The sequence below is a fragment of the Streptomyces sp. G5(2025) genome (genome assembly GCF_049542075.1).
Lineage (GTDB): Bacteria > Actinomycetota > Actinomycetes > Streptomycetales > Streptomycetaceae > Streptomyces.
On record NZ_JBMUZT010000006.1, the window covers coordinates 3806396 to 3832916 of the forward strand.

Annotated in this window: 25 protein-coding genes, 1 tRNA gene and 1 pseudogene; 12 read left to right on the forward strand and 15 right to left on the reverse strand. The window is 70.9% G+C overall.

The window, feature by feature from the left end:
• Nucleotides 1–28: 28 nt before the first annotated feature.
• From ACOBQB_RS28145 to ACOBQB_RS28180, 8 genes are all read right to left on the reverse strand, one after another.
• Nucleotides 29–610, reverse strand: coding sequence for a SigE family RNA polymerase sigma factor (locus ACOBQB_RS28145; RefSeq protein WP_423595433.1), 582 nt, complete (start codon nucleotides 608–610; stop codon nucleotides 29–31).
• Between the two features lie 194 nt (nucleotides 611–804).
• Nucleotides 805–1761, reverse strand: coding sequence for a glycoside hydrolase domain-containing protein (locus ACOBQB_RS28150; RefSeq protein WP_423595435.1), 957 nt, complete (start codon nucleotides 1759–1761; stop codon nucleotides 805–807).
• 53 nt (nucleotides 1762–1814) lie between these two features.
• Nucleotides 1815–2981: a lipid-transfer protein gene (locus ACOBQB_RS28155; RefSeq protein WP_423595437.1), complete on the reverse strand. Its 1167-nt coding sequence runs from the start codon at nucleotides 2979–2981 to the stop codon at nucleotides 1815–1817.
• Complete coding sequence (locus tag ACOBQB_RS28160) at nucleotides 2978–3385, reverse strand: MaoC/PaaZ C-terminal domain-containing protein (RefSeq protein WP_423598809.1); 408 nt, start codon at nucleotides 3383–3385, stop codon at nucleotides 2978–2980. The genes ACOBQB_RS28155 and ACOBQB_RS28160 overlap by 4 nt, the downstream gene beginning before the upstream one ends.
• Before the next feature lie 119 nt (nucleotides 3386–3504).
• The gene (locus ACOBQB_RS28165) at nucleotides 3505–4575 is read right to left on the reverse strand and encodes an acyl-CoA dehydrogenase family protein (RefSeq protein ID WP_423595439.1); all 1071 of its coding nucleotides are present in this window, start codon (nucleotides 4573–4575) and stop codon (nucleotides 3505–3507) included.
• Nucleotide 4576: 1 nt separating this feature from the next.
• Nucleotides 4577–5599: a bifunctional MaoC family dehydratase N-terminal/OB-fold nucleic acid binding domain-containing protein gene (locus ACOBQB_RS28170; RefSeq protein WP_423595441.1), complete on the reverse strand. Its 1023-nt coding sequence runs from the start codon at nucleotides 5597–5599 to the stop codon at nucleotides 4577–4579.
• Nucleotides 5596–6804, reverse strand: a complete 1209-nt coding sequence (locus tag ACOBQB_RS28175; RefSeq protein WP_423598811.1) for an acyl-CoA dehydrogenase family protein — start codon at nucleotides 6802–6804, stop codon at nucleotides 5596–5598. The genes ACOBQB_RS28170 and ACOBQB_RS28175 overlap by 4 nt, the downstream gene beginning before the upstream one ends.
• A 214-nt stretch (nucleotides 6805–7018) precedes the next feature.
• Nucleotides 7019–7330, reverse strand: a complete 312-nt coding sequence (locus tag ACOBQB_RS28180; RefSeq protein WP_423595443.1) for a hypothetical protein — start codon at nucleotides 7328–7330, stop codon at nucleotides 7019–7021.
• A 424-nt stretch (nucleotides 7331–7754) separates the two neighbouring features.
• Here ACOBQB_RS28180 and ACOBQB_RS28185 point away from each other — a divergent pair.
• Together ACOBQB_RS28185 and ACOBQB_RS28190 are read left to right on the forward strand one after the other, a co-directional pair.
• A pseudogene (locus ACOBQB_RS28185) lies at nucleotides 7755–8314 on the forward strand (bifunctional DNA primase/polymerase); the annotation flags it as partial.
• Nucleotides 8315–8332: 18 nt separating this feature from the next.
• Nucleotides 8333–8674, forward strand: coding sequence for a primase alpha helix C-terminal domain-containing protein (locus ACOBQB_RS28190; RefSeq protein WP_423599018.1), 342 nt, complete (start codon nucleotides 8333–8335; stop codon nucleotides 8672–8674).
• Between the two features lie 79 nt (nucleotides 8675–8753).
• On the opposite strand, the gene ACOBQB_RS28195 is transcribed toward ACOBQB_RS28190, so the two are convergent.
• The 4 genes from ACOBQB_RS28195 to ACOBQB_RS28210 all read right to left on the reverse strand — a co-directional run bounded on the left by ACOBQB_RS28195 (nucleotide 8754) and on the right by ACOBQB_RS28210 (nucleotide 11919).
• Nucleotides 8754–9050, reverse strand: a complete 297-nt coding sequence (locus ACOBQB_RS28195) for a hypothetical protein (RefSeq protein ID WP_423595445.1) — start codon at nucleotides 9048–9050, stop codon at nucleotides 8754–8756.
• A gap of 390 nt (nucleotides 9051–9440) precedes the next feature.
• Nucleotides 9441–9962 (reverse strand): histone deacetylase, encoded by a 522-nt coding sequence (locus ACOBQB_RS28200; RefSeq protein WP_423595447.1) that lies wholly within the window; start codon nucleotides 9960–9962, stop codon nucleotides 9441–9443.
• Nucleotides 9963–10281: 319 nt separating this feature from the next.
• A tRNA-Ser gene (locus ACOBQB_RS28205) sits at nucleotides 10282–10366 on the reverse strand.
• Between the two features lie 74 nt (nucleotides 10367–10440).
• Nucleotides 10441–11919, reverse strand: coding sequence for a S1C family serine protease (locus ACOBQB_RS28210; RefSeq protein ID WP_423595449.1), 1479 nt, complete (start codon nucleotides 11917–11919; stop codon nucleotides 10441–10443).
• Between the two features lie 313 nt (nucleotides 11920–12232).
• Between ACOBQB_RS28210 and ACOBQB_RS28215 the strand changes: the two genes are divergently transcribed.
• From ACOBQB_RS28215 to ACOBQB_RS28225, 3 genes are all read left to right on the forward strand, one after another.
• On the forward strand, nucleotides 12233–13075 hold the full coding sequence (locus ACOBQB_RS28215) for a glycerophosphodiester phosphodiesterase (RefSeq protein ID WP_423595451.1): 843 nt from the start codon (nucleotides 12233–12235) through the stop codon (nucleotides 13073–13075).
• Nucleotides 13076–13128: 53 nt separating this feature from the next.
• A complete protein-coding gene (locus ACOBQB_RS28220; RefSeq protein ID WP_423595453.1) occupies nucleotides 13129–13746 on the forward strand; it encodes an ATP-binding protein in 618 nt (205 codons plus the stop codon).
• A 212-nt stretch (nucleotides 13747–13958) separates the two neighbouring features.
• Nucleotides 13959–14936, forward strand: coding sequence for a DUF5926 family protein (locus tag ACOBQB_RS28225; protein WP_423595455.1), 978 nt, complete (start codon nucleotides 13959–13961; stop codon nucleotides 14934–14936).
• A gap of 283 nt (nucleotides 14937–15219) precedes the next feature.
• Here ACOBQB_RS28225 and ACOBQB_RS28230 read toward each other — a convergent pair whose 3' ends face one another.
• The gene (locus ACOBQB_RS28230) at nucleotides 15220–15783 is read right to left on the reverse strand and encodes a hypothetical protein (RefSeq protein WP_423595457.1); all 564 of its coding nucleotides are present in this window, start codon (nucleotides 15781–15783) and stop codon (nucleotides 15220–15222) included.
• 55 nt (nucleotides 15784–15838) lie between these two features.
• Nucleotides 15839–16516 (reverse strand): bifunctional DNA primase/polymerase, encoded by a 678-nt coding sequence (locus tag ACOBQB_RS28235; protein ID WP_423595459.1) that lies wholly within the window; start codon nucleotides 16514–16516, stop codon nucleotides 15839–15841.
• A 615-nt stretch (nucleotides 16517–17131) separates the two neighbouring features.
• Here ACOBQB_RS28235 and ACOBQB_RS28240 point away from each other — a divergent pair.
• Entirely contained in the window at nucleotides 17132–18541 is a 1410-nt protein-coding gene (locus ACOBQB_RS28240) for a PP2C family protein-serine/threonine phosphatase (RefSeq protein WP_423595461.1), read from the forward strand.
• Nucleotides 18542–18767: 226 nt separating this feature from the next.
• Complete coding sequence (locus ACOBQB_RS28245) at nucleotides 18768–20249, forward strand: aminopeptidase P family protein (protein WP_423595463.1); 1482 nt, start codon at nucleotides 18768–18770, stop codon at nucleotides 20247–20249.
• A gap of 85 nt (nucleotides 20250–20334) precedes the next feature.
• Here the strand turns inward: ACOBQB_RS28245 and ACOBQB_RS28250 are convergent, their stop codons facing one another.
• Nucleotides 20335–20784, reverse strand: a complete 450-nt coding sequence (locus ACOBQB_RS28250; protein ID WP_423595465.1) for an ATP-binding protein — start codon at nucleotides 20782–20784, stop codon at nucleotides 20335–20337.
• A gap of 313 nt (nucleotides 20785–21097) precedes the next feature.
• On the opposite strand from ACOBQB_RS28250, the gene ACOBQB_RS28255 reads away from it, so the two are divergent.
• From ACOBQB_RS28255 to ACOBQB_RS28275, 5 genes are all read left to right on the forward strand, one after another.
• Entirely contained in the window at nucleotides 21098–21946 is an 849-nt protein-coding gene (locus ACOBQB_RS28255) for a hypothetical protein (protein WP_423595466.1), read from the forward strand.
• A 279-nt stretch (nucleotides 21947–22225) separates the two neighbouring features.
• On the forward strand, nucleotides 22226–22966 hold the full coding sequence (locus ACOBQB_RS28260; RefSeq protein WP_423595468.1) for a YcnI family protein: 741 nt from the start codon (nucleotides 22226–22228) through the stop codon (nucleotides 22964–22966).
• A gap of 90 nt (nucleotides 22967–23056) precedes the next feature.
• On the forward strand, nucleotides 23057–23806 hold the full coding sequence (locus ACOBQB_RS28265; protein ID WP_423595470.1) for an SCO family protein: 750 nt from the start codon (nucleotides 23057–23059) through the stop codon (nucleotides 23804–23806).
• A 44-nt stretch (nucleotides 23807–23850) separates the two neighbouring features.
• Nucleotides 23851–24366, forward strand: coding sequence for a copper chaperone PCu(A)C (locus ACOBQB_RS28270; RefSeq protein WP_423598813.1), 516 nt, complete (start codon nucleotides 23851–23853; stop codon nucleotides 24364–24366).
• Between the two features lie 14 nt (nucleotides 24367–24380).
• Nucleotides 24381–26519: a copper resistance CopC/CopD family protein gene (locus ACOBQB_RS28275; protein WP_423595472.1), complete on the forward strand. Its 2139-nt coding sequence runs from the start codon at nucleotides 24381–24383 to the stop codon at nucleotides 26517–26519.
• The last annotated feature ends 2 nt before the right edge of the window (nucleotides 26520–26521 follow it).

The window sequence follows — 26521 nt, forward strand, 5'->3', positions numbered from 1 at the left end:
CAGGGGATGATCGATCAATGAAGGGCTCTCAGCGGACCGGTGTGAGTTCCGGGTCCTCGCGGAGCTTGCCGAGCGCGCGCGACACCGCGCTCTTCACCGTCCCGATCGAGACACCGAGCACCTCGGCGGTCTGAGCCTCGCTGAGGTCCTCGTAGTACCTGAGGACGACCATCGCCCGCTGCCGGTCCGGCAGCTTCATGATCGCGCGCCACATCGCGTCCCGGAGCACCTGCTGCTCGGCCGGGTCCCCGGACGGGATCACGTCGGGCTCGGGCAACTCGTCGCACGCGAACTCGTCGACCTTGCGCTTGCGCCACTGCGACGTACGTGTGTTCAGCAGGGCCCGGCGCACATAGCCGTCGAGCGCGCGATGGTCCTCGATCCGGTCCCACGCGACATAGGTCTTGGTCAGCGCGGTCTGCAACAGGTCCTCGGCATCGCTCGGATTCGCGGTCAGCGAGCGGGCGGTGCGCAGCAGTACGGGCTGGCGGGCCCGCACATAGGACGCGAACGACGGGTACGCGAAGGGCCCGGTGGCCCGCGTCGGCCCCGTGCCCCGCGTCGCGGCCTTCGATGCGCTGGTGCACACGGACACCATGGATGCGGTCATGGCTCCACGCTAGAAGCGCCCCCTACCACTGCGGATCGGCCCCAAGTCCCGAAGCGGTGTCCGCCTCAGGTTGTACGAGGGGTGTCGGCTCCACCTCCTACAGGTGGAGGAGGTGGAGCACACCCCTGGGGGTTCACCCCTGAGAGCCGGCCCGGCGCACGGCCCCAGTCGGCGCGCCGTGGCGGCGAGGTCGTCTAGCGGACGCGTGCCACAGGGGCGTGCATCAGGTTGCGGTCGATCACCAGCGTGCGCCCCCCGTGCCGCTCCTTCACGTTCCCCGCGTACTGGTGGATACGTCGCGCCGGGGACCAGCCGTACCTGCTCAGCGAAGGTTCGCGGTACAGATGCGGCCGGGTGCGCCAGCGCGCGAACCACATCACCGAGGGCAGGTCCCGCACGCCCGCCCGCCGCGACAGCTCCATGTGCCGCACCCCGGAATCGGCGCTGCTGTAGAAGCCGGGGACGTAGCCGAATCTGCGCACCTCGCGGTCCCACGCCCGTACGAAGGCCAGCGTGGTGCGGGCGCACGACTTCTTCCGGTAGGCGTACGCCTCCATGTCCAGGTAGAGCGGGCTGCGCGTCCGGAAGCCGACGGCCTTGGCCCCGCGGACCGCGTCACGTGCCTCCCGCTTCCCCTGGCTCCAGGGACTCCGTCCGATGCGCACTCCCTTCTTGTTCTTGGCGAAGACACAGGGCGACTGCGAGCCCACGTACAACGGCAGCACCCGCCACCCCATCCGGTGCACCGAGCGCACCCAGCTCCGGCTCAGATGCGGCTGCTTCTTGCAGGCCCGGCCGCGGCCCGCGTAGTAGACGCCCACGGCGCGGTACTGCGAACTCCGCCACCGCCGCATGGTGTCGACGGACGGGGCGATGCAGGTGTCGAACGCCCGCCCACGGAAGCTCGGCACCCCGGCGGGCAACCGCGCGCGCAGCCGGGCGGGCTGGGTGGCGGACCCGGTGGCACCGGTAGCCGCAGCGGGAACCGATACGGGAACCGATACGGGGAGCGGATCCGCCGCGGGTACGGGATCGGCTGCTGCTCGGGTGGGGCCCGGGGCAGCCGCTGCGCCCGGTGGCGAGGCGGTCAGGTCGACGGTCAGGGTCGCCAGCGCGAGGACAAGTCCGATGATCATCTTTTGGTGACGCATACGGTGAGTGAAAGGTCCGCGCACCTCGACTCAAGCCGGGACACGCGGCACGTTCAGCCGTCCGCCCCCAGAATCAGCCCCGATGTAGGGACACCGGTGCCCGCGGTGACCAGAGCGTGCGCGGCGCCGGGTATCTGGTTCACGGATGTGCCGCGTATCTGGCGGACCGCCTCCGCGACGCCGTTCATCCCGTGCAGATACGCCTCCCCGAGCTGCCCGCCGTGGGTGTTGAGCGGCAGCCGCTCCTCGGCGACGAACCCCGCGGCCTCGCCCGGAGCACAGAACCCGAACTCCTCCAGTTGCATCAGCACGAACGGCGTGAAGTGGTCATAGAGAATGCCGACGTCGACATCGGACGGGGCGAGCCCCGATGTGCGCCACAGCTGTCGGGCCACGACGCTTATCTCGGGCAACCCGCTCAGATCGTCGCGGTAGAAGCTGGTCATCTGCTCCTGCGCCCGGCCCGCCCCCTGAGCCGCCGCCGTGATCACAGCAGGGGGATGTGGGAGGTCACGCGCCCTCTCCACGCTCGTGACGACGATGGCCTGGCCGCCGTCCGTCTCCTGGCAGCAGTCCAGGAGCCGCAGGGGTTCGACGATCCAGCGTGAGGCGGCGTGATCGGCGAGGGTGATCGGCTTGCCGTGGAAGTAGGCGGCCGGGTTCGTCGCCGCGTATTTCCGGTCCGTCACGGCCACGTGGCCGAAGGCGTCCGGGGTCAGGTCGTACGCGTGGAGATAGCGCTGGGCCGCCATCGCCACCCAGGACGCGGGAGTCAGCAGGCCGAACGGCAGGGACCAGCCGAGCGCCGCACCCTCGGCGGACGGTTCCCGCCGCTGCACCCCGGAGCCGAATCTCCGCCCCGAGCGTTCGTTGAACGCGCGGTAGCAGACGACTGCTTCGGCCACGCCGCTCGCCACCGCGAGCGCCGCCTGCTGGATGGTGGCGCAGGCCGCACCGCCGCCGTAGTGGACGCGGGAGAAGAAGGACAGCTCCCCGATCCCCGCCGCCTGGGCGACGGTGATCTCCGGGTTGGTGTCCATGGTGAACGTGACCATGCCGTCGACATCGGCGGGGGACAGCCCGGCGTCGTCGAGTGCCGCCCGCACCGCCTCCACGGCCAGTTTCAGCTCGCTGCGCCCGGACTCCTTCGAGAACTCCGTCGCCCCGATGCCGACGATCGCCGCCTTGCCCCCGAGGCCGTCGCGCGTACGGACGCTCATGCGGCACCTCCTGGAGGAAGGGTCACGGTCACTGTGCCGGTGACGTGCTTACCGATGCCGTTGACACCGACGACCTTGACGGTGGCCGTCTCGCCGTCGGGGCCGGCGTCGACCGTCGCGACCGTGCCGCTCAGCACCATGGTGTCCCCGGGGTAGTTGGGCGCGCCGAGGCGTATCGCCACCTTGCGCAGGATGGCTGTGGGGCCGAACCGATCCGTGATGTAGCGGCCGACCAGGCCGTTGGTCGTCAGAATGTTCATGAAGATGTCGGGGGAGCCCTTGGCCTTCGCGAGCTCCGCGTCGTGGTGCACGTCCTGGTAGTCGCGGGACGCGATGGCCCCGGCGACGATCAGGGTGCGGGTGATCGCGATGTCCAGCGTCGGCAACTGCTCGCCCGCCCGCAGAGGGACACCAGGCCCTCCCTTGCCGGGCGCGCCACCCCGGGCCGACGGCGCCTCCGTCTCCTCAACCGGCACCGGCACCACTCCTGTATCCGCTGTATCCGCTGTATCCGCCGTATCCGTCACCCCTCCATCACCCCCTGAGCAGCCTCCCGTGCCCCCGAGGCGATCAGCTCGCCCAGTTCTGCCAGCACTTCGCTCCCACACCCCAAGTACGCGTCCAACTGCCGCCCCCACAGAAAGTGCCGGTGCACGGGATGGCCGAGGTCGGCGCCCATGCCGCCGTGCAGGTGCTGGCCGGTGTGCACGACGCGCTTGCCCGCCTCCGACGCCCACCAGGCCGCCGTCAGCGCATGCGTGCCGTACGGCAGGCCCGTGTCACGGCGCCAGGCCGCCTCGTAGGCCGTGACCCGTATCGCCTCGGTGTCCATGTGGGCGTCGGCAGCGCGGAGTTGGACGCCCTGTTTGGCGGCGAGCGGGCGGCCGAACTGCTCCCGTTCGTTCGTATGGGCCACGGCGCGGGCCAGCGACCCCGCGCACACGCCGGCCTGGAGCCCGGCGAAGGCCGTCCGCGCCGTCGCCCGCACGTCCTCGTACGCGGCCGGGCCGCCGATCCGCTCTCCGGATATGCCGTCGAGAGTCAGCCGTCCCGCCGACCAGGGCGCGGTCAGCTCGACGGGCTCCACACGCGCGTCCGCCACCGGCACCATCCACAAGCCGCGGTCGGCCGCTGCCACCAGGACATGCGTGGCATCCCTGAGCCACGGCACCCATGGCACCACGCCCCGCAGGACCCCGCCCAGCTCCCCGTCCGGGTCCGGGTCCGCCTCCACTCCACTCCGGGCCGGGAAGGCGCCCGTGGCCACTGCCGTGCCTCTGCGCAGCGCGGGCAGCAGTCGGCCCCGCTGTTCCGCCGAGCCGTGCGCGGCCACCGCGAGGAGGCCGTAGACGCAGCTCGCCGCGAAGGGGACCTGCGCCGTCGCCCGGCCCTGTTCCTCAAGCAGCAGGACCAGGCCCAGCAGCCCTACGTCCTCCACTGCTCCCGGCAGCCCCGCGGCGCACAACGCCTTCCACAGCTCGGCGTCCGAACCGGTCCCCGCCGCCGCGAGCCGCTCCGGTGTGGCCAGGTCACCGAAGACCTCCCCGGCGAGGTCCCGCGCGGCGGCCTGCTCCTCCGTGGGCGTGAAATCCATGTCAGACCTCGCCCCCGGCCACGTGGTCCAGAGCCCTGAACAACGGCAGCTCCAACTCCTCGTCCACCCGCTGGAACTCCAGCCGTACCGGCATGCCGATCCGCACCTTGTCGGACGGGACCCCTATGACGTTGCTGACGACGCGCACGCCTTCCGCCAGCTCGATAAGGCCCACCGCGTAGGGGGGATCGAACGCCGGGAAAGGCGGGTGGTGCATCACGACGTACGAATAGACCGTGCCCTCTCCGCTCGCCTCGACCGTGTCCCACTCGGGCGATCCGCAGGCGTTACAGCCGGGCAGCCAGGGGAAGCGCAGGCCTCCGCAGCCACCACAGCGCTGGATCAGCAGGCGGTGTGCGGCGACGCCCTCCCAGAACCCCGCGTTGTCGCGGTTGATCACCGGGCGGGGGCGCTTGCCCTTCGGCTTTCGTCGCGCCGGTGCGTACTTGAGGATGCGGAAGCGGTGCCTCCCGGCGAGCTCGCCGCCGGCCCTGACGTCCATCCGTGTGGTGACGAAGTGGCCTGTGCCGAGCTTGGTCGTCTTGCGCTCCGACACCGACTCGATCACCGCGTCGAAGGTGATCTCGTCACCGGGCCGCAGAGCCCGCACGTACTCCTGCTCGCAGTCGGTGGCGACCACCGAGGTATACCCAGCCCCGTCGAGCAGGGTGAGCAGCTCGTCGTACGCGGCGGACCGCCCCTCGTGCCCGGAGAGACCGCCCATCGTCCAGGCCTGCATCATCGTGGGAGGCGCGATCGGGTCCGCGCCCGCGTAGGCGGGGTGGGTGTCGCCCATCGCCTCGCACCAGTGTCTGATCATGGGTTCGTTGACCGGGTCCTTGCCCGTGCCTGCCTCCGCCGCGGCCCTGCCCTCGAACGCCTTCAAGTCGTCGTACGCGATGCCCCCCGTCTCGTCGTTCGCGATACCCCGCGCCTCGCCTCGGGCGATACGCCGAGCCTCGCCTGGCGCGGCGCCCCGCGCCATGTCGTCCGCCGCCTCCCGCACCGTGCTGTCGCTGTTCACCGACGCCCCCTCCGCATACCGAGCCGCATCGTCGCGACGATCTCGCGCTGCACCTCGCTCACCCCGCCCCCGAACGTGTTGATCTGCGCGGCCCTGTTCATCCGCTCCAGCTCGCCGTCCCCGATCCCGCCGGGCGAGCCGGCCCGCACAAGGCCCGCCTCGCCCGCGATCTCCTGACACATTCGGTACACCTCGACGGCCGATTCGGTTCCCATGAATTTCACGCCGCTCGCGTCGCCGGGCGCCGGTCCACCCGCCCCCACGTCGCCCACCAAACGCCAGTTGAGCAGGCGTGTTGCCGCGAGCCGGGCATGCGTCTCGGCCACTCTCGCCCGGACCCACGGCGCGTCAATCCGGCGTTCACCCGTCACCTGATCGGGTGTACGCGCGAGGTCCAGCGCCGCCGCGTAGAAGTCCTCGGCCTGCATGCCGATCGCGGCGAGCGCCACCCGTTCGTGGTTGAGCTGGTTGGTGATGAGGCCCCAGCCGCCGTTCTCCTCGCCGACGAGGTTCGCGGCGGGGACGCGGATCCCGTCGTAATAGGTCGCCGTCGTCGTCAGACCGCCCACGGTCTCGATCGGCGTCCAGGAGAAACCGGGGGCATCGGTCGGCACGAGGATGATCGAGATGCCCTGGTGCTTGGGCGCCTCGGGGTCGGTACGGCAGGCGAGCCAGATCCAGTCGGCGTTCTGCGCGTTCGAGGTGAAGATCTTCTGCCCGTCGATCAGCCAGCCGCCGCCTCTGGACCTGCCTGCGCTCCCCGACCCGTCACCGCCCCCCTGCCCCACCCGCACCGCCCTGGTCCGCAGCGAGGCGAGGTCCGTGCCGGCCGACGGCTCGCTGTAACCGATGGCGAAGACGCACTCGCCCCTGAGGATGCTCGGCAGGAAGGAGGCCTTCTGGTCCTCGGTGCCGAACTTCATGAGGGTCGGCCCCACGGTGTTCAGGGTCACCATCGAAACGGGCGCGCCCGCGCGATACGCCTCGTCGAAGAAGACGAACTGCTCGTCGGCACCGCGCCCCTGGCCGCCGTACTCAACGGGCCAGCCGAGCCCCAGCATCCCGTCCGCGCCCATGCGCCGCAGCAGTGAGCGCTGTCCCGTCACGTCAGCGGCGCCGGGCGGTCCCTCGGGGATCACGCGCCGGAAGTAGGCACGCAACTCGGCACGTAGTTTTCGCTGGCGTTCGGTGGGGGCGAGGTGCACGGTGGCGGCCTCTCCATCTCGTACCGACAAGGTTCCCGGCTATTTCTGACTGTCCGTCAGAAACAGTTGTGGTGTCAAGAGATCGCGATGCGGCGCCAGGCGCGAAGTCCGGACACGGCAGTGCGGCGGCGCTTCGGCGCCGCCGCACTGGACCCGTCACACCCATGTCGCGTTCCTCCGGAAGCCATCCCCATCGCTTCCGGAAGCCGTCGACTCACCAGAGGTTGGTGAAGTTCACCGCGAGGTCCTCGTTCGACTGGTCGATCGCCGTGAACGCCGAGCCTTCGACCTGGGCGGTGTTGTTCTGGTTCGAGGCGCTGTCGCCGACGGCCTGCTGCTGCGTGGTCGCCGAGTTGCCGTGGTTGCTGCCGCCGACCCCACTGTCGTCCACGGCTGCCGCTCCCGCATTCGATCCGTCGTTCGCGAACGCGCCGTTGTCGGCCATCGCGACGCCCGAGAACAGCGCGGCGGCCAACGGGAGGGCAGCGGCGACGGCGACGACTCGGGCGGTACGGATACGTGCCATGTCTATTCCTCCAGAGCAGGAGGTACGCGCCGGCGGTGGGCCGGGAGTACCGAGAAACACGGGTTTTCCTGGGCGGTTGGCCGACCACCCCGGAGTGCTGCACGACGTCGCGGGATCAGAGTTGCCCAGTCACCCCCGAGGATCCACCCCGGAAGCCTCGATTCCCCCTCAAGCGTGAGGACATGTCGATAAACACGCTTCGCGCCTCGAACCCGCAGTTCAGCCTCACATCGCCCCCTCATGGTCCACCCCCGGGCAGACCCCGGCCCGGCCCCACCCAGGCGCCGCAAGAGGCGAAGCGTTCCTCCAGAACCCGTCGGCACCCTTACGAAGGGGGCGCTTTTCGCCTCCGAGCCCTCACCTCCATGCCGCTCGGATCCCGCCCCCTCTTCCCTTCTTCGAACGTACGTACGAAAATGAAGCCATGGCCACCACCGACCGCCATGTCACCACCCTTGCGCTCGCCCACGCCCTGTCCGCCGCCGAGCGCGGTCTCGCGGTGATCCCCCTCTCCCGCACCAAGCTCCCGGCCCTGCGCTCCCCCCACCACGCCGAGACCCCTGACTCGGAGGCCTGTCATGACTCCCCCCGGCCGGCACCGCCCTGCCACGGCGAATGCGGTCACCCCGGCCACGGTGTGTACGACGCGTCGACCGACCCCCAGCGCATCCGTGAACTCTTCGCCGCCGCCCCTTGGGCCACCGGTTACGGCATCGCCTGCGGGCTGCCCCCGCACCGTCTGATCGGCGTCGACCTCGACACCAAGTCCGGTGCGGATGCCTCCGCGGCCCTGCGGGAACTGGCGCTGCGTCACCTGTTCACGATCCCCGAGACCGTCGTCGTGACCACGCCGAGCGGCGGCCGCCACATCTGGCTGTCGGGGCCGCCCGACGCCGTGGTCCCCAACTCCGCGGGCCGCTCGCGCCCGGCATCGACATCCGCGGTGCGGGCGGCTACCTCGTCGGCCCCGGCTCCCGCACCGAACACGGCGTCTACGGCACCGTGCCCGGCACCGCACACCTGCCGCCCGCACCCTGCCCGCCCGCGCTGCTGCGCCTGCTCCTGCCGCCGCCCCGGCCCCCGCACGCGGCGCACCCGCAGACCGGCCCCGGCACAGCCGGCACGGCCACGCAACAGGGCCATGGCCTTGTCCAGTTCGTCCTCGCGGCGCACGAGGGGCAGCGCAACACGCGCCTCTTCTGGGCCGCTTGCCGCGCCTTCGAGAACGGCATCGGCGAGGCCTTGGCCCCCCACCTCACGCACGCCGCCGTCCGCGTCGGCCTCACGCCCCGCGAGGCTCACTCGACGATCGCCTCGGCGGCACGCCTCACAGGGCAGGCGTGAACGGGCCGCGTAGATAGGCCACGCGTAAGGAGCGCCCGCAAGGGCGGACGCCCCTTACCGTCCTGCGCATCCCCACGGCTTATCCGCCGCTTCCCCCACCGGACGACTCGCCCTGCCCCGCCCTGTGAAGCAGCGGCACGAGCACGGCGACCACGCCGGCGGCGGTGCCGATCGGGGCGGCCAGACGCGGGAAGGCCAGGACCAGGGCCACGACCCCGAGCCCCACCGCAACGACCCCGCCGATCAGCAGCCCTCGCCCCCGCTCACGCCCCCGCTCTCGCCTCCGCGTCGGCTCGGCGCCCCGGAGAGGCAGGGCAGGTTCGGCAGTACAGGACTTCCTGAAGTGCACGCCTTCGGCGTTCGTGGGTACCGTCATGACTGACCTCTCTGAAGTGGGGTCAGGGCGGCTCCCGTGCCAGCGGGGGCCGCCTTTTTGCGACCACGCCACCCGTCAGCGGCAATAGTGACAGCGCGTCAGCCCGTCGCCAATCTGCTTGTCGACAGGCTCTGTGGATAACCCGCCTATCACTGTGTGTAACTAGCAGGAAACTGTGTACCAGTCGGTGGACAATGCAGTGCGAGCGCCCACAAGGTATTCCACAGATGCGTCCTGAGCTGGTCTTTCGTTGTCCTCAGGCTGTGGATCGGAAATTTTTTCTCGCCCAGGCCGATATCACGCCAGTGAGCGCGGAAGCTTTGATTCCATTCTTATTCTATCCGCGTAGACAGATAAAGTAAGGGTAACCAAAGCAACGGGCGCAGACATTCACCCCTTCGGTCCCCTGCTGATACGAGGACGGTGGCCCAGGAGACCGGCGATGCCCTGTTCCGACCAGTACCCGGCCGCGCCCGGGCAGGCCGCGACGTACGCGGCGACCGCTTCTCTGTCCCATGCGCCGGCCGACAGGAGGCCAAGGGCCAGGAAGCGCACGTAGGAGGGGGACGGAGGAACCCTCTGGACGTCCTTCATGCCCCAGGGGGCCGTGAAGGTCAGAACAGGCATACGGTCGACTTGGCCGACGCACACCAACGTCTCGTACCGGCCTTCTCCCAGCACGGCACGACCCCGCGCCAGCACGTCCGTCAGATCCAGGTCCGTGCCCGGCTCCCGGTACATCTCCTGAGCCGCGATGTCCGCGAACTGCTCCACCGTCACCAGGTGAGCCCTGGCCAGGACTCGCCCGCTCACCTGCGGGTCGTAGAAGGCCCTGCCGCCTCCCCACACCGGCGACTCGGTCGCGAAGTACATGGCCCCGGCCAGTTCCACCGGGATCGACTTCACGGGCATGGCAGGGTCGCGGCACCCCTGGTACTCCTTTGCCACCCCCGGAGGGCGACCACCCCGGATATAGGCGGCAAGGCGATCCAGATGCATGTTCGACCCGTAGGACGCGTACCAGACCCGCTCAGGGTGCCGCTCGCTCGGCAGCGTCGAATCAATACGTCGCAGGGCCTTCACGCCGATCCCCATCACGCCACACGCCGACTTTCCATCACACCGCACGCCGGCTCTCTCCATCACGCCGCGCATCCGGTGGTGGCCTGCGGGCAGCGCCCACGACAACGGCCCCCGACCGTCACACCAGGTCAGGGGCCGTCAATCTCTGCGGTGGGTGTGGGATTTGAACCCACGGTGACTCGCGCCACGACGGTTTTCAAGACCGTTCCCTTAGGCCGCTCGGGCAACCCACCCCGCGCCGGCCACCGGGAGACCGGGACGGCGCGGGGACAAGACTAGCGGGTTGGGCCGTCGGCGGAGCAGGGGCTCAGCTGTCGCCCTTGCGCTGGCCCAGGGTCACGTCGACCGTGTGCTCTTTGCCGTCGCGCTCGTAGGTGATCTTGACCGTGTCGCCCGGCTTGTGTGTCCAGATCTGGCCGATCAGGGTCGGGCCGCTGTCGATCACCGTGTCGTCCAGCTTCGTGATGACGTCACCGGGCTTGAGACCGGCCTTGTCCGCCGGGCCGTTCGGAGTGATCGCGTCCGAACCACCCGCGCCCCCCTGGGAGATCATCGCGCCCTTCGAGTTCTCCTGCTGGAGCGAGACCGAGGCACCGATCACGGGGTAGACCGGCTGACCGGTCTTGATCAGCTGCTGCGCGACGTTCTTCGCCTGGTTCACGGGGATCGCGAAGCCGAGGCCGATGGAGCCCGACTGGCCGGAGCCACCGAGGCCGCCGCTCTCAGCCGGCTTGATCGCGGAGTTGATTCCGATGACCGCGCCGCGTCCGTCCAGGAGCGGGCCGCCGGAGTTGCCGGGGTTGATGGAGGCGTCGGTCTGCAGGGCGCTCATGTACGAGCTCTTGCCGCTCTGCCCGCCGTCGCTGGAGGTCACCGGGCGGTTCTTGGCGCTGATGATGCCCGTGGTGACCGTGTTCGAGAGGCCGAAGGGGGCGCCGATCGCGATCGTGGAGTCGCCGACGGCAACGCGGTCGGAGTTGCCGAGGGGCAGCGGCTTCAGGTCGCCCGGGGTGTTCTTGAGCTTGATGACCGCCACGTCGTAGCCCTCGGCACGGCCGACGACCTCCGCGGCGTACTTCTTGCCGTTGGAGAACGTCGCCTGGAGCTTGCCGCCCTCGGCGGCCGATGCCACCACGTGGTTGTTGGTGAGGATGTGGCCCTGCTTGTCGTAGACGAAGCCGGTGCCCGTGCCGCCCTCGCCGCTGCCGCTCTGGGCCTCGATGGTGACGACGCTCGGCAGCGCGTCGTTCGCGATCCTGGCGACCGAGCCCGGCTCGCGCTTCAGGTCGGCGGGCGTGTCCGCGGCGGCGACCGTGGTCGAACCGGTCTCGTTGTCGTTCCGCTCCGCCGCCCAGTAGCCGATGCCACCGCCGACACCGCCCGCGACCAGGGCCGCCGCGAGCACCCCGGCGACCAGACCGCCACGCCGACGCCCCGGCTTCGGCTCCTGTGGCTGGTACGAGGCGCCCCAGCCGGAACCGGAGCCCCCACCCGCGGCGTACGACGGGACGGCCGGCGGCTGCGGAGGCGGCCACGCACCAGCGGCAGCGGACCCGGCACCAGCCCCGACCCCGGCCCCAGCTCCGGCGCCACCACCGGCCCCCGGGTCACCGGGAGCCCCGAAAGAAGCGGAACCCGCCGCGGCACGGGAATCGGCGGCAGGAGCAGCGGCGCCGACAGAGTTGGCGGACTCGGCGTAGTCGGCGGAAGCAGCGGGAGCGTCCACCGGCACGGGAGGTGCGGACGGGGCCTTCGGTACCGCGTTGCCCTCGTTCTCGGTGCTCACAGCTCTTCTCCTCGGTCCATGCTGTCGTGGCTTGCGTACTAGGTCACGGCCGGCCTGGCTGTGCCGACTGCCGGACTGTCGACTGCCATGCGTCTGTCTCAACTATGCGTCTGCGTGCTCGACCATGCGTCTGCCTGCTCAACTATGCGTGTGCCTGCTCGACCATGCGTCCGCCCGCTCGCCTATGCATCTGCCCGCAGTCAGCTTTTCCCATGGGCTGTCAGGGCACCATAAGCCGAGCCTGTGTGTCCGGCGCTGCGAGACGCGGCCCTCCGGTGAGCCCACGGGTACCCCGTGATGGCACCATGACGCGGTGACCCTCGCACGACAGCACCAGATCCAGGTCGTCGCCCACCGCGGAGCCTCCGAGGACGCCCCCGAGCACACGCTGGCCGCGTACAAGAAGGCGGTCGACGACGGGGCCGACGCCCTCGAATGCGATGTACGGCTCACCGCGGACGGCCACCTCGTCTGTGTCCACGACCGCCGCGTCAACCGCACCTCGAACGGCCGCGGAGCCGTCTCCGCCCTCGAACTGGCCGACCTCGCCGCCCTCGACTTCGGCTCCTGGAAGCGGCACCACGATGAGGCCCTGGAGGGTGAGGGCCCGGACTGGGAGGGCTCCGCGGGCGCGGACACCTCCGTCCTCACCCTGGAGCGGCTCCTTGAGCTCGTCGCCGAAAGCAACGCGTCCGGCCGCCAGGTGCGGCTGGCCATCGAGACGAAACACCCCACACGCTGGGCGGGCCAGGTGGAGGAACGCCTGCTCCTGCTGCTGAAGCGCTTCGGTCTGGACGCGCCGCCCGCGCAGGAGCTCTCTCCGGTACGGGTCATGAGCTTCTCGGCACGTTCGCTGCACCGCGTGCGGGCCGCCTCACCGACGCTGCCGACCGTCTATCTGATGCAGTTCGTCTCGCCCCGCCACCGCGACGGCCGCCTTCCTCCGGGCGTACGCATCGCGGGGCCCGCCCTGCGGATCGTGCGCAACCACCCCGGTTACGTGGCCAAGCTGAAACGCGCGGGGCACCAGGTGCACGTGTGGACGGTGAACGAGCCGGAGGACGTCGAGCTCTGCGCCGAACTCGGTGTCGACGCGATCATCACCAATCGCCCCAGGCAAGTTCTGACCCAACTGGATCGCCTGGGACTCCGTTAACTTCTGTTACAGGGAGTGCACCGGCGCGTTCGGTCCGTATTCGATCGTTACGAGTGCGTCACCGGAGGGGGATTGGCCGGTTTCCGGTCCAGTCCATTGGGGCATCCACACCGTGGCGTGGGGCAAAGGAGGTCTCGGGGGTGGCGTTGGTGGTGGCACGGGAGGTGCCCACGTCGTCGAGCATGGCCGTACCCCATGGCCCTGCGGGCGTGGGGGAAGCGAGACACCGGATGCGTGATCAGTTGCGCATCGGCGGAGTGTGCGAGTCGGTCATCGACGATGCCGTACTGATTCTTTCGGAGCTGCTCAGCAATGCCTGCCGGCACGGCAGGCCGTTGGGCCGCGGAATGGTCGGCGACGGCGATGTACGAGCGGCCTGGCACGTCGACAAGAGCGGTCGGCTGACGGTCGAGGTGACGGACGGAGGGGGCCCGACCCGCCCCGTTCCGGCCACGCCCTCGGTCACGGCGCGCGGCGGCCGCGGGCTCAACATCATCTCGGCGCTCGCCGACACCTGGGGCGTACGCGACGACGTGCACGGCGAGGTCACCGTCTGGGTCGTCGTGCAAGCGGGGCACCGCCCTGAGGATTTCGCTACGCGCGTCGCTGCGCCGTCGGCGGCCGCGCTGACCGACCTCGCCTTCGCGGACCCCTTCGACGACCTGGACTGACGACCACGACTGACGACCACGACCTGGACCGACGGCCACGACCACGACCCGGGCTGACGACCACGATCACGACTGACAGCCACGTCCCGGACCGACGGCCACGAACCACGATCTGGAGCACCCCCGGAGCGGATCCCGGCGCCCCCCGCACCAACGGCTAGGCTCGCGCCCGTACGCAAGAGCAAGAGAGCCGCAGCCGGGAGACACCCAAGATGGCCAAGAAGCGCCCCCAGACCAAGGGCAAGCAGCAGCCGCAGCTCAAGGGCGGAGTCGACGCGAACTATCCGGTCGTCGGTGCCCGCGAACCCTGCCCCTGCGGTTCGGGCCGCCGCTACAAGGCCTGCCACGGCCGGGCCGCCGCCCACGCGGTGGCCGAGCTGGTCCAGCGGCCCTTCGAGGGGCTGCCCGGCGAGTGCGACTGGGTCGCGCTGCGCGAGCTGGTGCCCGCCGCCACCGTCGAGTTGACGCTGCGGGACGGGCTGCCCGAGGGCGTTCCCTCGGTCACCCTGGCCACCGTGCTGCCGATGGCGTGGCCCGCGCTGCGCCGCGACGACGGCTCGGTCCTGATCGGGCTGCAGAACGACACCTCGTCCGGCGACATCAGCCGCGACCTCGCCGACACCCTGCGGCGCGCTCTGGAGGCCGAGCCGGGCACGCCGGTGCAGGGCCGCCGCGCCCCCGCGGACGGGCCCCGCATGCAGGAGCTGCTCAACCCCGAGGCGCCGTTCGAGCCGGTGGTGCACGCCGGGTTCGAGTTCTGGGTGCCGGACTCGGAGAACGCGACGCCGGAGGTCTCCGCCTCCCTGGAGCGGGCGAACGCCGCCGCCATCCCGACCGTGAAGCTCTCGGGCGTCGACGCCGCGTACTGGTGCGAGACCCCGGAGAAGAACCACCTGCGCTGGGTCATGCCGCACCCCGAGGAGCAGCTCCTCGACGCCCTGGCCCGGCTGCACGCGGCCGGCACGTCGAGCCTCGGCGAGGGCACCCGCCTTGTCGGTTCCTTCCGCGCGCACGGTGTGATCGTGCCGGTGTGGGACCTGCCGAGCGGGGTCGGCGCGGACGACGTCGAGAAGCCGGCCGCCGAGTTCGCCGAGCGGCTGGCGTCGGCCCTCGCCTCGGACGCCCCGCTGACCGCGGACGAGCGCCGGGCACGCGGCGGCCTCACCAACCGTCAGGTCACGCTCAGCTGACATGCGAGACAGTCCCGAGCGGTCCCGTACGGATTCCGCTGACACACCCTCGTCACGCTGCGTCGACGCTCCCGCGTCACACGCGGCTGACCCACCAGTCAGTCGGCAGGGATGGCGTGACTCCTGTCACAACTCCCCGTACTCGCAGGTAAATCCCTGTCCGGATAACTGAGATCGAATTTGCCAGGAGCCGATCTCTTGTTACCGTTCAGGTAGCCCGGTTGCTGGTGCATCCCCCGTCGCCAGCAACCGGGCCCTTCCATGTCCGGTTCCGGTTCATGGCTCAACTGCCTTGTGGTGACGCCGAATTGCTCCCCGAGCGCAGCAGCAGCGGCCCCGGCTCGTCCGCCGCGAACTCCGCCACCGCCGAGTACTCCGCCGCTTCTCCCGCCGACCGCTCATGCGGGGTCTCACAGGTTCCCGGCTCGTCCCCGGCATCCACCGCACAGTGCGTCTGTACGGTGCGCGCGTCCGGGCCCATCACGGTCAGCACGGCGTCCAAGTCGTCGCCGGTGACGTTGCGGTAATAGGTACGGGCCCATGTGTCGTGGCCCTGAGTGAGCACACAGGTCTGGGCCTCGATGCCGTCCGGGGAGGACAGTTCGGGCCCGCACCGGGTCTCGGTGGTCGCCCCTAGGCCGTCCAGCAGTGCGGGCTCCGACCGCTCGGCCGCCGGGCCCGGAGGAGTGTTCGAAGGGACGGGTGAGGGCGCGGGGAGGGGCGACTCCGGGCCGCCGTCACCGTCGCCGACCGGCCCTGCGAACGCGCCGGCGAGCGGGAGGAGAACCGTGACGGCCACGGCACCCAGGAGCACGAGCAGGCGGGGTTGCCGCATGGGCCGTTGCATGGGCCGAAGATAACGACAGGCGGGTGCGCGGCTCGTGCGCCGCGCACCCATTGGCCTACAACTCGGGGGCGCTCACACCCGTACGAGTGAGCGCGTCGACGACGGCGTCCACGACCGCCTCGACGTCGGGCAGCCAAGGGGCGGCCGAGCCCGGCAGCGGGGCACGCTCCCAGCGGACGGGTCCCTCACCCGTGCCGGAGGGCGGCAGGGCGAGATAGCCGCCCTCGCCGTGGAAGCGGAGCGAGCCGGGGACGTAGTCCTTGGCGTAGAGCAGCTCGCCCAACTGGGCCAGGGAGTAGGGCGCGACGAGCACATGGAAGCGGCTGTCCGTGGCGACGACCGGGCCGAGCCTGATGCCCGCCTCGTCGAGTGCGGCGAGGGCGCGCACGCCCGCGTCCACGGGGAGGCTGACGGCGCACGGGGCGCGGCCTCCGGTGGCGAGCACGACGGGGGCGGTCGGGCGGTTGGTCCACCACCAGCGCACCATCCGCTCGTCGGTGGTCGCCGCGAGCAGCCCGGGGTCGAGGGGGTGCGCGCCCGGCACCACACAGTCGAGGTCGGGGCAGGCGCACCGGCTGCCGTCACGCCGGTCGAGACCGACGCCCGGCAGGACGGGCCACCGCCACGCGGTCGCGAAGGTCAGGGCCGCGCCGATCTGTCCGGTACTCCGGCCGGGCTTCCTTCCCATTCGCCAGGACAGGAGCCTGCGTCGCCTTCCGAGGATCTCGCGCATGAGCGCTCGTTCCTTTCCGTTGCACGCCGGCGTTTGACGCCGGGGAGACTGCGGGCCACATCACACCAAGTGTGGATCACTACACCATGCGTGGATCGCTTCGATCACTTCGTGTGGATCACTTCGCTGTACGTACGAGCTGGCACATCCGACCCCAGCCTGCGGCATGGGGAACCACTCTGAACCGAGCGTTGACGTGGCGTGGGGTGGCGGCGCCTGGCGTTTGCCGTCGCGCGATATTGCTTGCCGCCTCGCCCACGGGAGGATGGGGCACGGTCGTCGTGCGGTAAGACGCCCGGGTCCTCCGCGAGGTTCCGGACGGGTCCCAACTGCCCCTGGTCATCACTGAGTACGTACCCAGCACGACCACTGCAACGCTCTGCCGAACAACGTCAGTCGACCGCAATATGCCACGAGTCGGCGCGGTTTTCAGCCAACTTATCAAGATCATTTAGTGGCCCCAGAATTCCCACGGACACCAGGAATCCCAGCAGGACAATGCTGGACATCCCCTCACCAGGGCGTGTACATCTGGAGACATTGCTGGCGGCGCAGAATGACATGGGGGTTTGCGATGCTATTGAGCATTACGCACCGGCCGGAAAGCCGTAAGCCATGAACGCCCCGCACCTTCCGAAAGTGGCCGGAATCGATTCCACTGTTCCGCCACCCGCCCACACTGTCGCGCCCACCGCGCCCGCCACGCCCGCGCCCGCCGCCTCCCCCGCCCCCGACGCCCCCGGCGCCGTGCTCCAGGACCGCCTCGCGGGCTGGGTCTCCGACCTCACCACGCTCCACGAACTCACCGAGCGGCTCGCCCGTACGAAGACCCTCGACGAGGCCCTGCGGGAGCTCCTCGGGGCGGGCGCCGCCCTCGTCGGCGCCCGGCGCGGCCTCGCCGTCCTCGAACCGGCCGACGGGCTCGGCCCCGACACCACAACCGGCCTGGAGCTCACCCGCGCCGAGCTCGGGCACCTGGAAACGGTGCCGCGCGGCGCGACGTCGTACGGCCGCATCCTGGACGCGCCGACGGCCGGCGCCCCCGGCCCCGCCACCGAGATCGTCCAGCCCGACCTGCTCGCCGACGACGGCCTCGACCCGCGCCACCGCGAGGTCGCCGCCCGCCTCGGCTACGCCGCGAGCTACGCCCTGCCCCTGGCCACCGAGGCGGCCGGCCGGATCGGCGCCGCCGTCTGGCTCTACGACGAGCCCGCCGAGCCGACCGAGCGCAGACGCCACCTCGCCGGGCTCTACGCTGCCTACGCCACCGAACACCTCGCGCGCCTGCTGGAGCTGGACCGGGCCCGCACCACCGCCACGACCCTGCGCGAGGAACTCATGCCCGCACGGCTGCCGAGGGTCACCGGGGTACAGCTCGCCGCGCGGCAACGCACCGGGCCGCGCGGCGGCGGCGACTGGCACGACGCGCTGCCGCTGCCGGACGCCGCGCTGGGGCTCGCGGTGGGGTCGGTCACCGGGGCGGGGCCCAGCGCCGTCGCCGCGATGGGGCGGCTGCGGGCCTCCCTGCGGGCGTACGCCGTGATGGAGGGCGAGGACCCCGTCGCCGTACTCTCCGATCTGGAACTGCTGCTGCGGCTCACCGAACCCGCGCGCTCCGCCACCGCCCTCTTCGCCTACTGCGAGCCCGCCCTGCGCAAGATCGTGCTCGCCGGGGCCGGGCACAGCCCGCCGCTGATCATCGGGGAGCGGCGCACGGAGTTCGTGGAGACCTCCCTGTCCGCGCCGCTCGGGATGCTCGCCTGCTGGGAGGCGCCGAGCGTGGAGATCTCCCCTGAGCCCGGAGAAACGGTGCTTCTCTATACCGACGGCCTGCTCCATCGCACCGGCGACGCGATGGACCGGGCCTTCGCGCGGCTGCACGCGGCGGCAGCGAGCGTCCCGAAGCCCCTGCGGGACGATCCGGGCGCGATCGCCGACCACGTCCTGCGCACGGTCCTCCCGGACGGGCTCGACACCATGGACAGCGAGGAGGACGTGGTACTCCTGGCGGCCCGCTTCGCGTGAGGTCCCGTGTGCGGTCCGCGTGAGGTCCGTGTGCGGTCGCGTGAGAGGCCCGCGTGAGGCCGCGTGAGAAGCCCGCGTGAGGTCGCGTGAGAGGCCCGCGTGAGGTCGCGTGAGAAGCCCGCGTGAGGCCCTGGGCACGCGCTGTAAGAGGCCCAACGGCCCTGTGCCCCCTTCCGTACGCCCGTACGATGGAGGGTGGCCCAGTGTCGTACCTAGGAGGCAGACCGTGTCGGACGCCGCTCTCAACCCGGAGACCCCGGAGACCCCGGTGATCCCGGAGGAGACCGAAGAAGAGCCGATCAAGCAGCGCAAGAACGGCCTGTACCCGGGCGTGTCCGACGAACTCGCCGCGAGCATGAAGTCCGGCTGGGCCGACACCGAGCTGCACGACCTGCGGCCGATCCCGCAGGCCGAGAACACCGCGGCCCGCCGCGCCGCGCTCTCCGCGCGCTTCCCGGGCGAGCGCCTCGTGATCCCCGCGGGCAACCTCAAGACCCGCTCGAACGACACCGAGTACGCCTTCCGCGCCTCCGTCGAGTACGCGTACCTCACCGGCAACCAGACCGAGGACGGCGTCCTCGTCATGGAGCCGACCAAGGGCGGCCACGACGCGACCATCTACCTCCTGCCGCGCTCCAACCGCGAGAACGGCGAGTTCTGGCTGGACGGCCAGGGCGAGCTCTGGGTCGGCCGCCGCCACTCCCTGACCGAGGCCGAGAAGGTGTACGGCATCCCCGCCTCCGACGTGCGTGAGCTGCCCGAGGCGCTGCGCGAGGCGACCGGTCCCGTGCGCGTCGTACGCGGTCACGACGCCGGCATCGAGGCCGCGCTCACCGACAAGGTCACCGCCGAGCGTGACGAAGAGCTGCGCGTCTTCCTCTCCGAGGCCCGGCTCGTCAAGGACGAGTTCGAGATCGGCGAGCTCCAGAAGGCCTGCGACTCGACCGCGCGCGGCTTCGAGGACGTTGTGAAGATCCTCGACAAGGCCGAGGCGACGAGCGAGCGCTACATCGAGGGCACGTTCTTCCTGCGCGCCCGCGTCGAGGGCAACGACATCGGCTACGGCTCCATCTGCGCCGCCGGCCCGCACGCGACCACGCTGCACTGGGTGCGCAACGACGGAGCCGTGCGCTCCGGAGAGCTGCTCCTGCTCGACGCCGGTGTGGAGACGCACACGTACTACACCGCGGACGTCACCCGCACGCTGCCGATCAACGGCCGCTTCAACGAGCTCCAGAAGAAGATCTACGACGCCGTGTACGAGGCCCAGGAGGCCGGCATCGCGGCCGTGCAGCCGGGTGCCAAGTACCGCGACTTCCACGACGCCTCGCAGCGCGTGCTCGCCGAGAAGCTGGTGGAGTGGGGCCTCGTCGAGGGCCCCGTCGAGCGCGTCCTGGAGCTGGGCCTCCAGCGCCGCTGGACGCTGCACGGCACCGGTCACATGCTCGGCATGGACGTCCATGACTGCGCCGCCGCGCGCCGTGAGTCGTACGTCGACGGGACGCTGGAGCCCGGCATGTGCCTGACCGTCGAGCCCGGCCTGTACTTCCAGGCGGACGACCTGACCGTGCCGGAGGAGTACCGCGGCATCGGCGTCCGGATCGAGGACGACATCCTCGTGACGGAGGACGGCAACCGGAACCTCTCGGACTCGCTGCCGCGGCGTTCGGACGAGGTCGAGGCGTGGATGGCGCGGCTCAAGGGCTGAGACACGGCTGATGCTCTGCGGGCTGCGAACGGCGAATTGCGGGCTGTTGACTGCCGATTGCTGACTGCCGACTGTGGAGGGGGCGTCAGGCCGTCAGGAGCGGTGCGCCCTCGCGCCACTTGAGCATCTTGTCGAAGCTGATCACCGCGCCGCCGCCCATGCCCGGCTTGTTGCCGAGGTGGACGTGGTCGGCGAGTTCCCTGATGAGGCAGAGGCCCCGGCCGTGCTCGTCCGTCTCCGCGGCGGCCGGGCGGGGCGCCTGCGTCGGACAGCCTTGCGCGGCTCCGGGGAAGCCGGGGCCCGAGTCGGCGACCTCGATGCGGCACTTCTCGCCGTCCAGGTAGGCCGTGACGCGGTACGCGCCCGCGCCGCCGTGCTCGACGGCGTTGGCACAGGCCTCGCTGAGGGCGAGTGACAGGTCGAAGGAGACGTCGGGATCCACACCCGCCGTCTCCATCGTGCCGATCAGCAGGCGGCGGGCGAGCGGAACGCTCGCAGCTTCGCGCCGCAAATGGAGAGACCACCAGATGCTCATGCTCCAGCCTCCTGGCTGCGGCTCGACATACCGATACGTATTGCCGCAAGGGCGCGTGGATAAGCGCCCCAGCGGCGTGATGCCGCCCATACGGCGGACTGCGCGGCTCGCGCGGCTCGTGTAGGAAGGCGGCTCGGCGGGCGGCCCCACGCGGGCGGGCGCGAGGCAGGCACGGCCAGGCTCTCCCGTACCCATCCGTGCTCTCCCGCGCTTATCCGTACTCATCCGTGCTCATCCGTGCCCATCGCCCGGACCAGGACCTTCCGGACCTGCCGTACGCACCGGGTGGGCCCAGTGCGATGATGACCCCGCCATGAACGCCCCCCACCAGCGCCAGCCGCGTGACGGCGCCGATCTCCGGCTCCTCAGGGCCGCGATGTTCGCCGCGGTCTGTGTCGTGCTGTCCGCCGGGGGCCATGTGCTCGCTTCCTGTGTCGCCGTCCCGCTGTGGACGCTCGGCGCGGGCTTCCTCGCCGTTCTCGCGGTCGCGCTGCCGCTCGCCGGGCGGGCCCGCTCGCTGCCCGGCATCGCCGCGCTCCTCGCGGTGGGCCAGGTGGGGCTGCACGCCCTGTTCGGCCTCGGCCAGCACGGCACGGCCGCCGCCACTCCGGTGAGCGGTGACGCCACCCTCGTGGAGCGGGCCGCGCGCCTGGTCTGCGGGGCGGGCGCGGCGGCGATCACGCCCGCCCAGGCCCACCGGATCCTCACCACGGCCGGGTTCTCCCCGGGCGGGGGCCGCGCGGCCGGGCACCACCACGGCGCGGCGGACCTGACCGGTTCGACCGGCGCCGCCCACTCGGCGGGCTCGATGGGCGTCATGGCGCTCATGCCCTCCCTGCCGATGCTCGTCGCCCACCTCCTCGCGGCCGTCGCCGCGGGCTGGCTGCTGCGCCGCGGCGACCTCGCCCTGCTCCGGCTCGTCCGGCTCGCGCACGGGGCGCAGGGGGTCGCCGAAGCGGCGCTCGTACGTTCCTTGCGCTCGGCTTTGACCCTCGTACGCGCCCTGCTGGCCGGTCTGCCCGGAGCTCCCGGGACGAGCGGGCCGCAGGCTCCACGCACCGCGTTGCTCGTGCCGCGGCGGCCGCGCATGGTCACGCTGGAGGACGCGGTGATCCGGCGCGGCCCACCGGCCGGCGCCCACGACGTCGAACTCGCTGCCTGACGCGACGTACTCCACCCAGCGGTACGGAGGGGTCGCTCGGCACGCACGCGCGCGTGCCCGTCAACCGAGCCGCGCGCATCCCCCTCGTACTGAGTGATGAGTACGGAGTGCTGAGTACCGATTGCCGAGTACTGAGTGCTGAGCACTGAGTGCTGAGCACCGCGTTCTGCGTACCGCACCTTGCGTACGTATACGCGTATGCGCACGCATAGCCGCACGCGCGCTGCTCACCACGTACTCGTCCTCGTCACACCTGCCGAAAAGTGGAGTGTTTCCCTGATGAAGATGTCCCGCATCGCCGCCGTCGGTACTGTCGCCGCCTCCGCCGTCCTCGTGCTGGGCGCGCCCGCGTTCGCGCACGTCAGCGTCTCGCCGGAGGGTGAGGCCGCCAAGGGCGGCTACGCGACGGTCAACTTCAAGGTGCCGAACGAGATGGACGACGCCTCGACCACCAAGCTGGAGGTCTCCTTCCCCGGCAACCACCCGCTCGCCTCCGTGATGACGCAGCCCGTCCCGGGCTGGACCGCGAAGGTCACCAAGAGCAAGCTCGACAAGCCGCTGGAGATCCACGGCAAGAAGATCGACGAGGCCGTCACCAAGGTCACCTGGACCGCCGACGACAAGGGCATCCGGCCCGGCACCTTCCAGAAGTTCCCGGTCACCATGGGCCAGCTGCCCGAGGACGCCGACGAGCTCGTGTTCAAGGCCGTCCAGACGTACGACAACAAGGAAGTCGTCCGCTGGATCGAGCCGCAGCAGAAGGGCCAGGAGGAGCCGGAGCACCCCGCGCCCACCCTCCAGCTGACCGCCGCGTCCGACGACCACCACGGCTCGGGCGCCGCCTCCGACGACGCGAAGTCGGACGGCGCCAAGGACGACGCGAAGTCCGAGAGCGCCGCTTCGGACTCCTCCGACAGCAGCGACACCCTGGCTCGCGTCCTCGGCGTCGTCGGCATCGTCGTCGGTGCCGCGGGCGTCGCGTTCGGCGTCCTCAACAGGCGCCGCGGCGCCACCGGCTGACCCGCCGGGCCAGTCATCCTTCGGGGTGCGCCGGGGCGGCGAACGCCCGCCCCGGCGTACCCCGGCCCCTCACATCTGGGACATTTTCGTATGCGCACGAAGAGCACGAAGAACACGAAGAGCACGAAGAGCACGCACAGCACAGAGAGCGCGAGCGCGAAGAACACGAGCGCGAAGAACACGAAGCGCAGCGAGAAGAAGCTCGCCGCCGCTGCCCTGCTGGCCGTGGCCGCACTCTCCCTGAGCGCCTGCGGCGGTGGGGACGACAACAAGAAGCCGGTCGCCGACGTCTCCGTGGAGACCGACTCGGGCAAGGCGGCGACGGTTCTGGACAAGCCGTTCGAGAAGCCGGACCTCGTCCTGACCGACACCCGGGGCAAGAAGTACGACCTGCGCGAGGAGACGAAGGGCCGGCCGACGCTGATCTACTTCGGCTACACGCACTGCCCCGACGTCTGCCCGCTGACGATGAACAACATCGCGGTCGCCAAGAAGGCCCTGCCCAAGGCCGATCAGAAGAAGCTGAAGGTCGTCTTCGTCACCACCGACCCCAAGCGCGACACCCCCGCCGAACTCGGCAAGTGGCTCAAGGGCGTGGACGCCGACTTCACCGGCCTGACCGGCGACTTCGCGACCATCCAGGCCGGGGCACGCCAGCTCGCCATCAGCATCGAGCCGTCGAAGAAGGACAAGAACGGCAAGATCACCTCGATGCACGGCACGCAGGTCATCGCCTTCTCTCCGAAGACCGACGCGGGATACGTCCTGTACAAGGAGGGGACCACCGTCGGCGAGTACACGAAGGACCTCCCGAAGCTCATCAAGGGAGAGACCCCGTGAACCAGCGCACCACCGTCCGCCGCCGCGCGCTCGCCGGCGGGGCCATGGCGCTGGCGGCGGCGCTCACCCTGGCGGGCTGCAACGACGACTCGGGCTCCTCCGGCAGCGCGGCCGCGAAGAAGCCCGAGATCAAGGTCGACGGGGCGTACATCCCCGAACCCACCATGGACGACATGGCGGCCGGTTTCTTCACGCTCACCAACAAGGGCGGCGCGGCGGACCGGCTCACCGCCGCCACCAGCGACGTCGCGGGCGCCGTCACGCTGCACAGCACCAAGGGCGGCGTGATGAAGGAGCAGAAGTCCTTCGACGTGCCCGCGGGCGGCGAGCTCGTCCTCGCGAGCGGCGGCAACCACCTGATGCTCGAAGAGCTCAAGCGCAAGCCGAAGCGGGGCGAGAAGGTCGCCATGACCCTGCACTTCCAGAAGTCGGATCCGATCACGGTCGAGGTGCCGGTCAAGGAGGCGACGTACCGCCCCGAGCAGCACGACGGCAGCTCGAACGCCTCGCACGACACCCATATGTCGCATACGTCGCACGCGTCGCACACGTCGCACTGAGGGACGGACCTTTGATGCAGACCATCGCTCCCCGCTTCAGGGCCGTTCCCCGGGCCGCAGTCGCTCCCCGCCTCTGGCGGTTTCTTCTCGTGCTCGTCGCCGTGACCGGCGCGTTCCTCGCCGGCGCCGCGCCGGCCTCCGCGCACGCCGCGCTGACCGGCAGCGACCCGAAGCAGGGAGCGGTGGTCGACAAGGCTCCCGCCCAGGTGAAGCTCACCTTCTCGGAGAAGGTCGCCATGGCGGACGGATCCGTGCGGGTGCTCGACCCCGCCGGCAAGCGCGCCGACACCGACAAGACCACCGACCTGGGCGCCAACACGTACGGCGTGAAGCTCCGCAAGGGCCTGCCCGACGGCACGTACACCGTCGCCTACCAGGTCGTGTCCGCCGACAGCCATCCGGTCGCCGGCGCCTTCACGTTCTCCATCGGCGCGCCCTCCGCCACGAAGGCCACCCTGCCCGACCAGGAGGCGGGCGGCGGCCTCGTCGGCGTGCTCTACGACATCGCGCGCTACCTCTCCTACGCCGGGTTCATCCTGGTCGTCGGCGGCGCCGCCTTCGTGCTCGGCTGCTGGCCGCGCGGCGCGGGGATACGACCCCTGCAGCGGCTGGTGACGTACGGCTGGGTCACGCTCACCGGCGCCACGCTCGCCCTGCTCCTGCTGCGCGCCCCCTACACCGGCTCCGGGAAGCTCGCCGACGCCTTCGACATGGGCGCGCTCGGCGACGTGCTCAACACCAAGACGGGCGCCGCCCTGGTCTCCCGGCTGCTGCTGCTCGCCGCCGCCGCGCTGTTCATCGCGGTGCTCTTCGGGGCGTACGTGAAGCGCGACGGGCCGGAAGAGGCCGCCGCGAAGAAGGACCTCACCTTCGGGCTCGCCATCGGCGGCACGGTCGTCGCCATCGGCATCGCGGCGACCTGGGCGATGGCCGAGCACGCCTCGACCGGCATCCAGGCGGGCATCGCGATGCCCGTCGACGTGCTGCACCTGCTGGCCGTCGCCGCCTGGCTGGGCGGGCTCGCGGCGCTGGTCGTCGCGCTGTTCCGCACGACCTCGGTGGAGGCGGCGGCCGTGCGACGGTTCTCGCGCGTGGCGTTCACCAGCGTCGTCGTACTGGCCGCGACCGGGCTCTATCAGTCGTGGCGGCAGGTCGGTTCATGGTCGGCGCTGACCGGTACGTCGTACGGCCAGCTGCTCCTCGTCAAGATGGGCCTGGTCGTCGTCCTGGTGGGCGTCGCCTCCGTCTCGCGGCGCTGGACCGGCCGGATCGCCTCCGAAGCGGGCGGCGTCGCACCCGAGGCGGCGGCAGCCGTGGTGGTCGAGCAGCGCACCGCGAAGAAGACGGTGACGGTGACGGCGTCCACGGCCACCGAGGACTCCGGGAACTCCGAGAACTCCAGGAACTCCAGGAACTCCGGGAGTTCCGAGAACTCCGGGAGCTCCGGGAGCTCCGGGAGCTCCGGGAGCTCCGGGAGCTCCGGGAGCTCCGGGAGCTCCGGGAGCTCCGGGAGCTCCGGGGACATCAAGGCCTCCGAGGACTCCGAGCGCTCCGCGGATTCCGAGCGCTCCGAGGATTCCAAGCGCTCCGCCCAGCTCGCGCGCCAGCGGGCGGCCATGGCCACCGCCCGCGAGAAGCGCATCCGCGACGCCGACCCGCATCGCTCGGGGCTGCGCCGCTCGGTGCTCGCCGAGGCGGGCGTCGCCGTCGTCCTGCTCGCCGTCACGACGGCACTGACGACCACCGAACCGGGCCGCACGGAGGAGGAGGCCGCCAAGACCACCGCCGCCGTGGCGGAGGCGCAGCGCTCGGGCCCGCTCTCCCTGAAGGTGCCCTTCGACACGGGCGGCCAGGACGGCAAGGGCACCGTGCGCCTCGAACTGGACCCGGGCCGCACCGGCAGCAACGACCTGCACGTGTACGTCAAGCGGCCCAACGGCAGCGCCTTCGACATCCCCGAGGTGAAGGTCTCCTTCACGCTCAAGTCGAAGGACGTGGGCCCGCTGCCCGTCACCCCGAGCCACATCGCCACCGGACACTGGACGGCGAGCGGGGTGCAGATCCCGATGGCGGGCGACTGGAAGATCGCGGTGACCGTGCGGACCTCCGACATCGACCAAGTGACCGTGAACAAGAACACGCAGATCGGCTGAGC

Bases quoted from the DNA above. Each gene is read 5' to 3' on its own strand.
- ACOBQB_RS28145 (WP_423595433.1), bottom strand. From the start codon at position 610: ATGACCGCATCCATGGTGTCCGTGTGCACCAGCGCATCGAAGGCCGCG.
- ACOBQB_RS28150 (WP_423595435.1), bottom strand. From the start codon at position 1,761: ATGCGTCACCAAAAGATGATCATCGGACTTGTCCTCGCGCTGGCGACC.
- ACOBQB_RS28155 (WP_423595437.1), bottom strand. From the start codon at position 2,981: ATGAGCGTCCGTACGCGCGACGGCCTCGGGGGCAAGGCGGCGATCGTC.
- ACOBQB_RS28165 (WP_423595439.1), bottom strand. From the start codon at position 4,575: ATGGATTTCACGCCCACGGAGGAGCAGGCCGCCGCGCGGGACCTCGCC.
- ACOBQB_RS28180 (WP_423595443.1), bottom strand. From the start codon at position 7,330: ATGGCACGTATCCGTACCGCCCGAGTCGTCGCCGTCGCCGCTGCCCTC.
- ACOBQB_RS28195 (WP_423595445.1), bottom strand. From the start codon at position 9,050: ATGACGGTACCCACGAACGCCGAAGGCGTGCACTTCAGGAAGTCCTGT.
- ACOBQB_RS28200 (WP_423595447.1), bottom strand. From the start codon at position 9,962: ATGCCCGTGAAGTCGATCCCGGTGGAACTGGCCGGGGCCATGTACTTC.
- ACOBQB_RS28225 (WP_423595455.1), top strand. From the start codon at position 13,959: ATGGCCAAGAAGCGCCCCCAGACCAAGGGCAAGCAGCAGCCGCAGCTC.
- ACOBQB_RS28230 (WP_423595457.1), bottom strand. From the start codon at position 15,783: ATGCAACGGCCCATGCGGCAACCCCGCCTGCTCGTGCTCCTGGGTGCC.
- ACOBQB_RS28235 (WP_423595459.1), bottom strand. From the start codon at position 16,516: ATGCGCGAGATCCTCGGAAGGCGACGCAGGCTCCTGTCCTGGCGAATG.
- ACOBQB_RS28240 (WP_423595461.1), top strand. From the start codon at position 17,132: ATGAACGCCCCGCACCTTCCGAAAGTGGCCGGAATCGATTCCACTGTT.
- ACOBQB_RS28250 (WP_423595465.1), bottom strand. From the start codon at position 20,784: ATGAGCATCTGGTGGTCTCTCCATTTGCGGCGCGAAGCTGCGAGCGTT.
- ACOBQB_RS28255 (WP_423595466.1), top strand. From the start codon at position 21,098: ATGAACGCCCCCCACCAGCGCCAGCCGCGTGACGGCGCCGATCTCCGG.
- ACOBQB_RS28260 (WP_423595468.1), top strand. From the start codon at position 22,226: ATGAAGATGTCCCGCATCGCCGCCGTCGGTACTGTCGCCGCCTCCGCC.
- ACOBQB_RS28265 (WP_423595470.1), top strand. From the start codon at position 23,057: ATGCGCACGAAGAGCACGAAGAACACGAAGAGCACGAAGAGCACGCAC.
- ACOBQB_RS28270 (WP_423598813.1), top strand. From the start codon at position 23,851: ATGGCGCTGGCGGCGGCGCTCACCCTGGCGGGCTGCAACGACGACTCG.
- ACOBQB_RS28275 (WP_423595472.1), top strand. From the start codon at position 24,381: ATGCAGACCATCGCTCCCCGCTTCAGGGCCGTTCCCCGGGCCGCAGTC.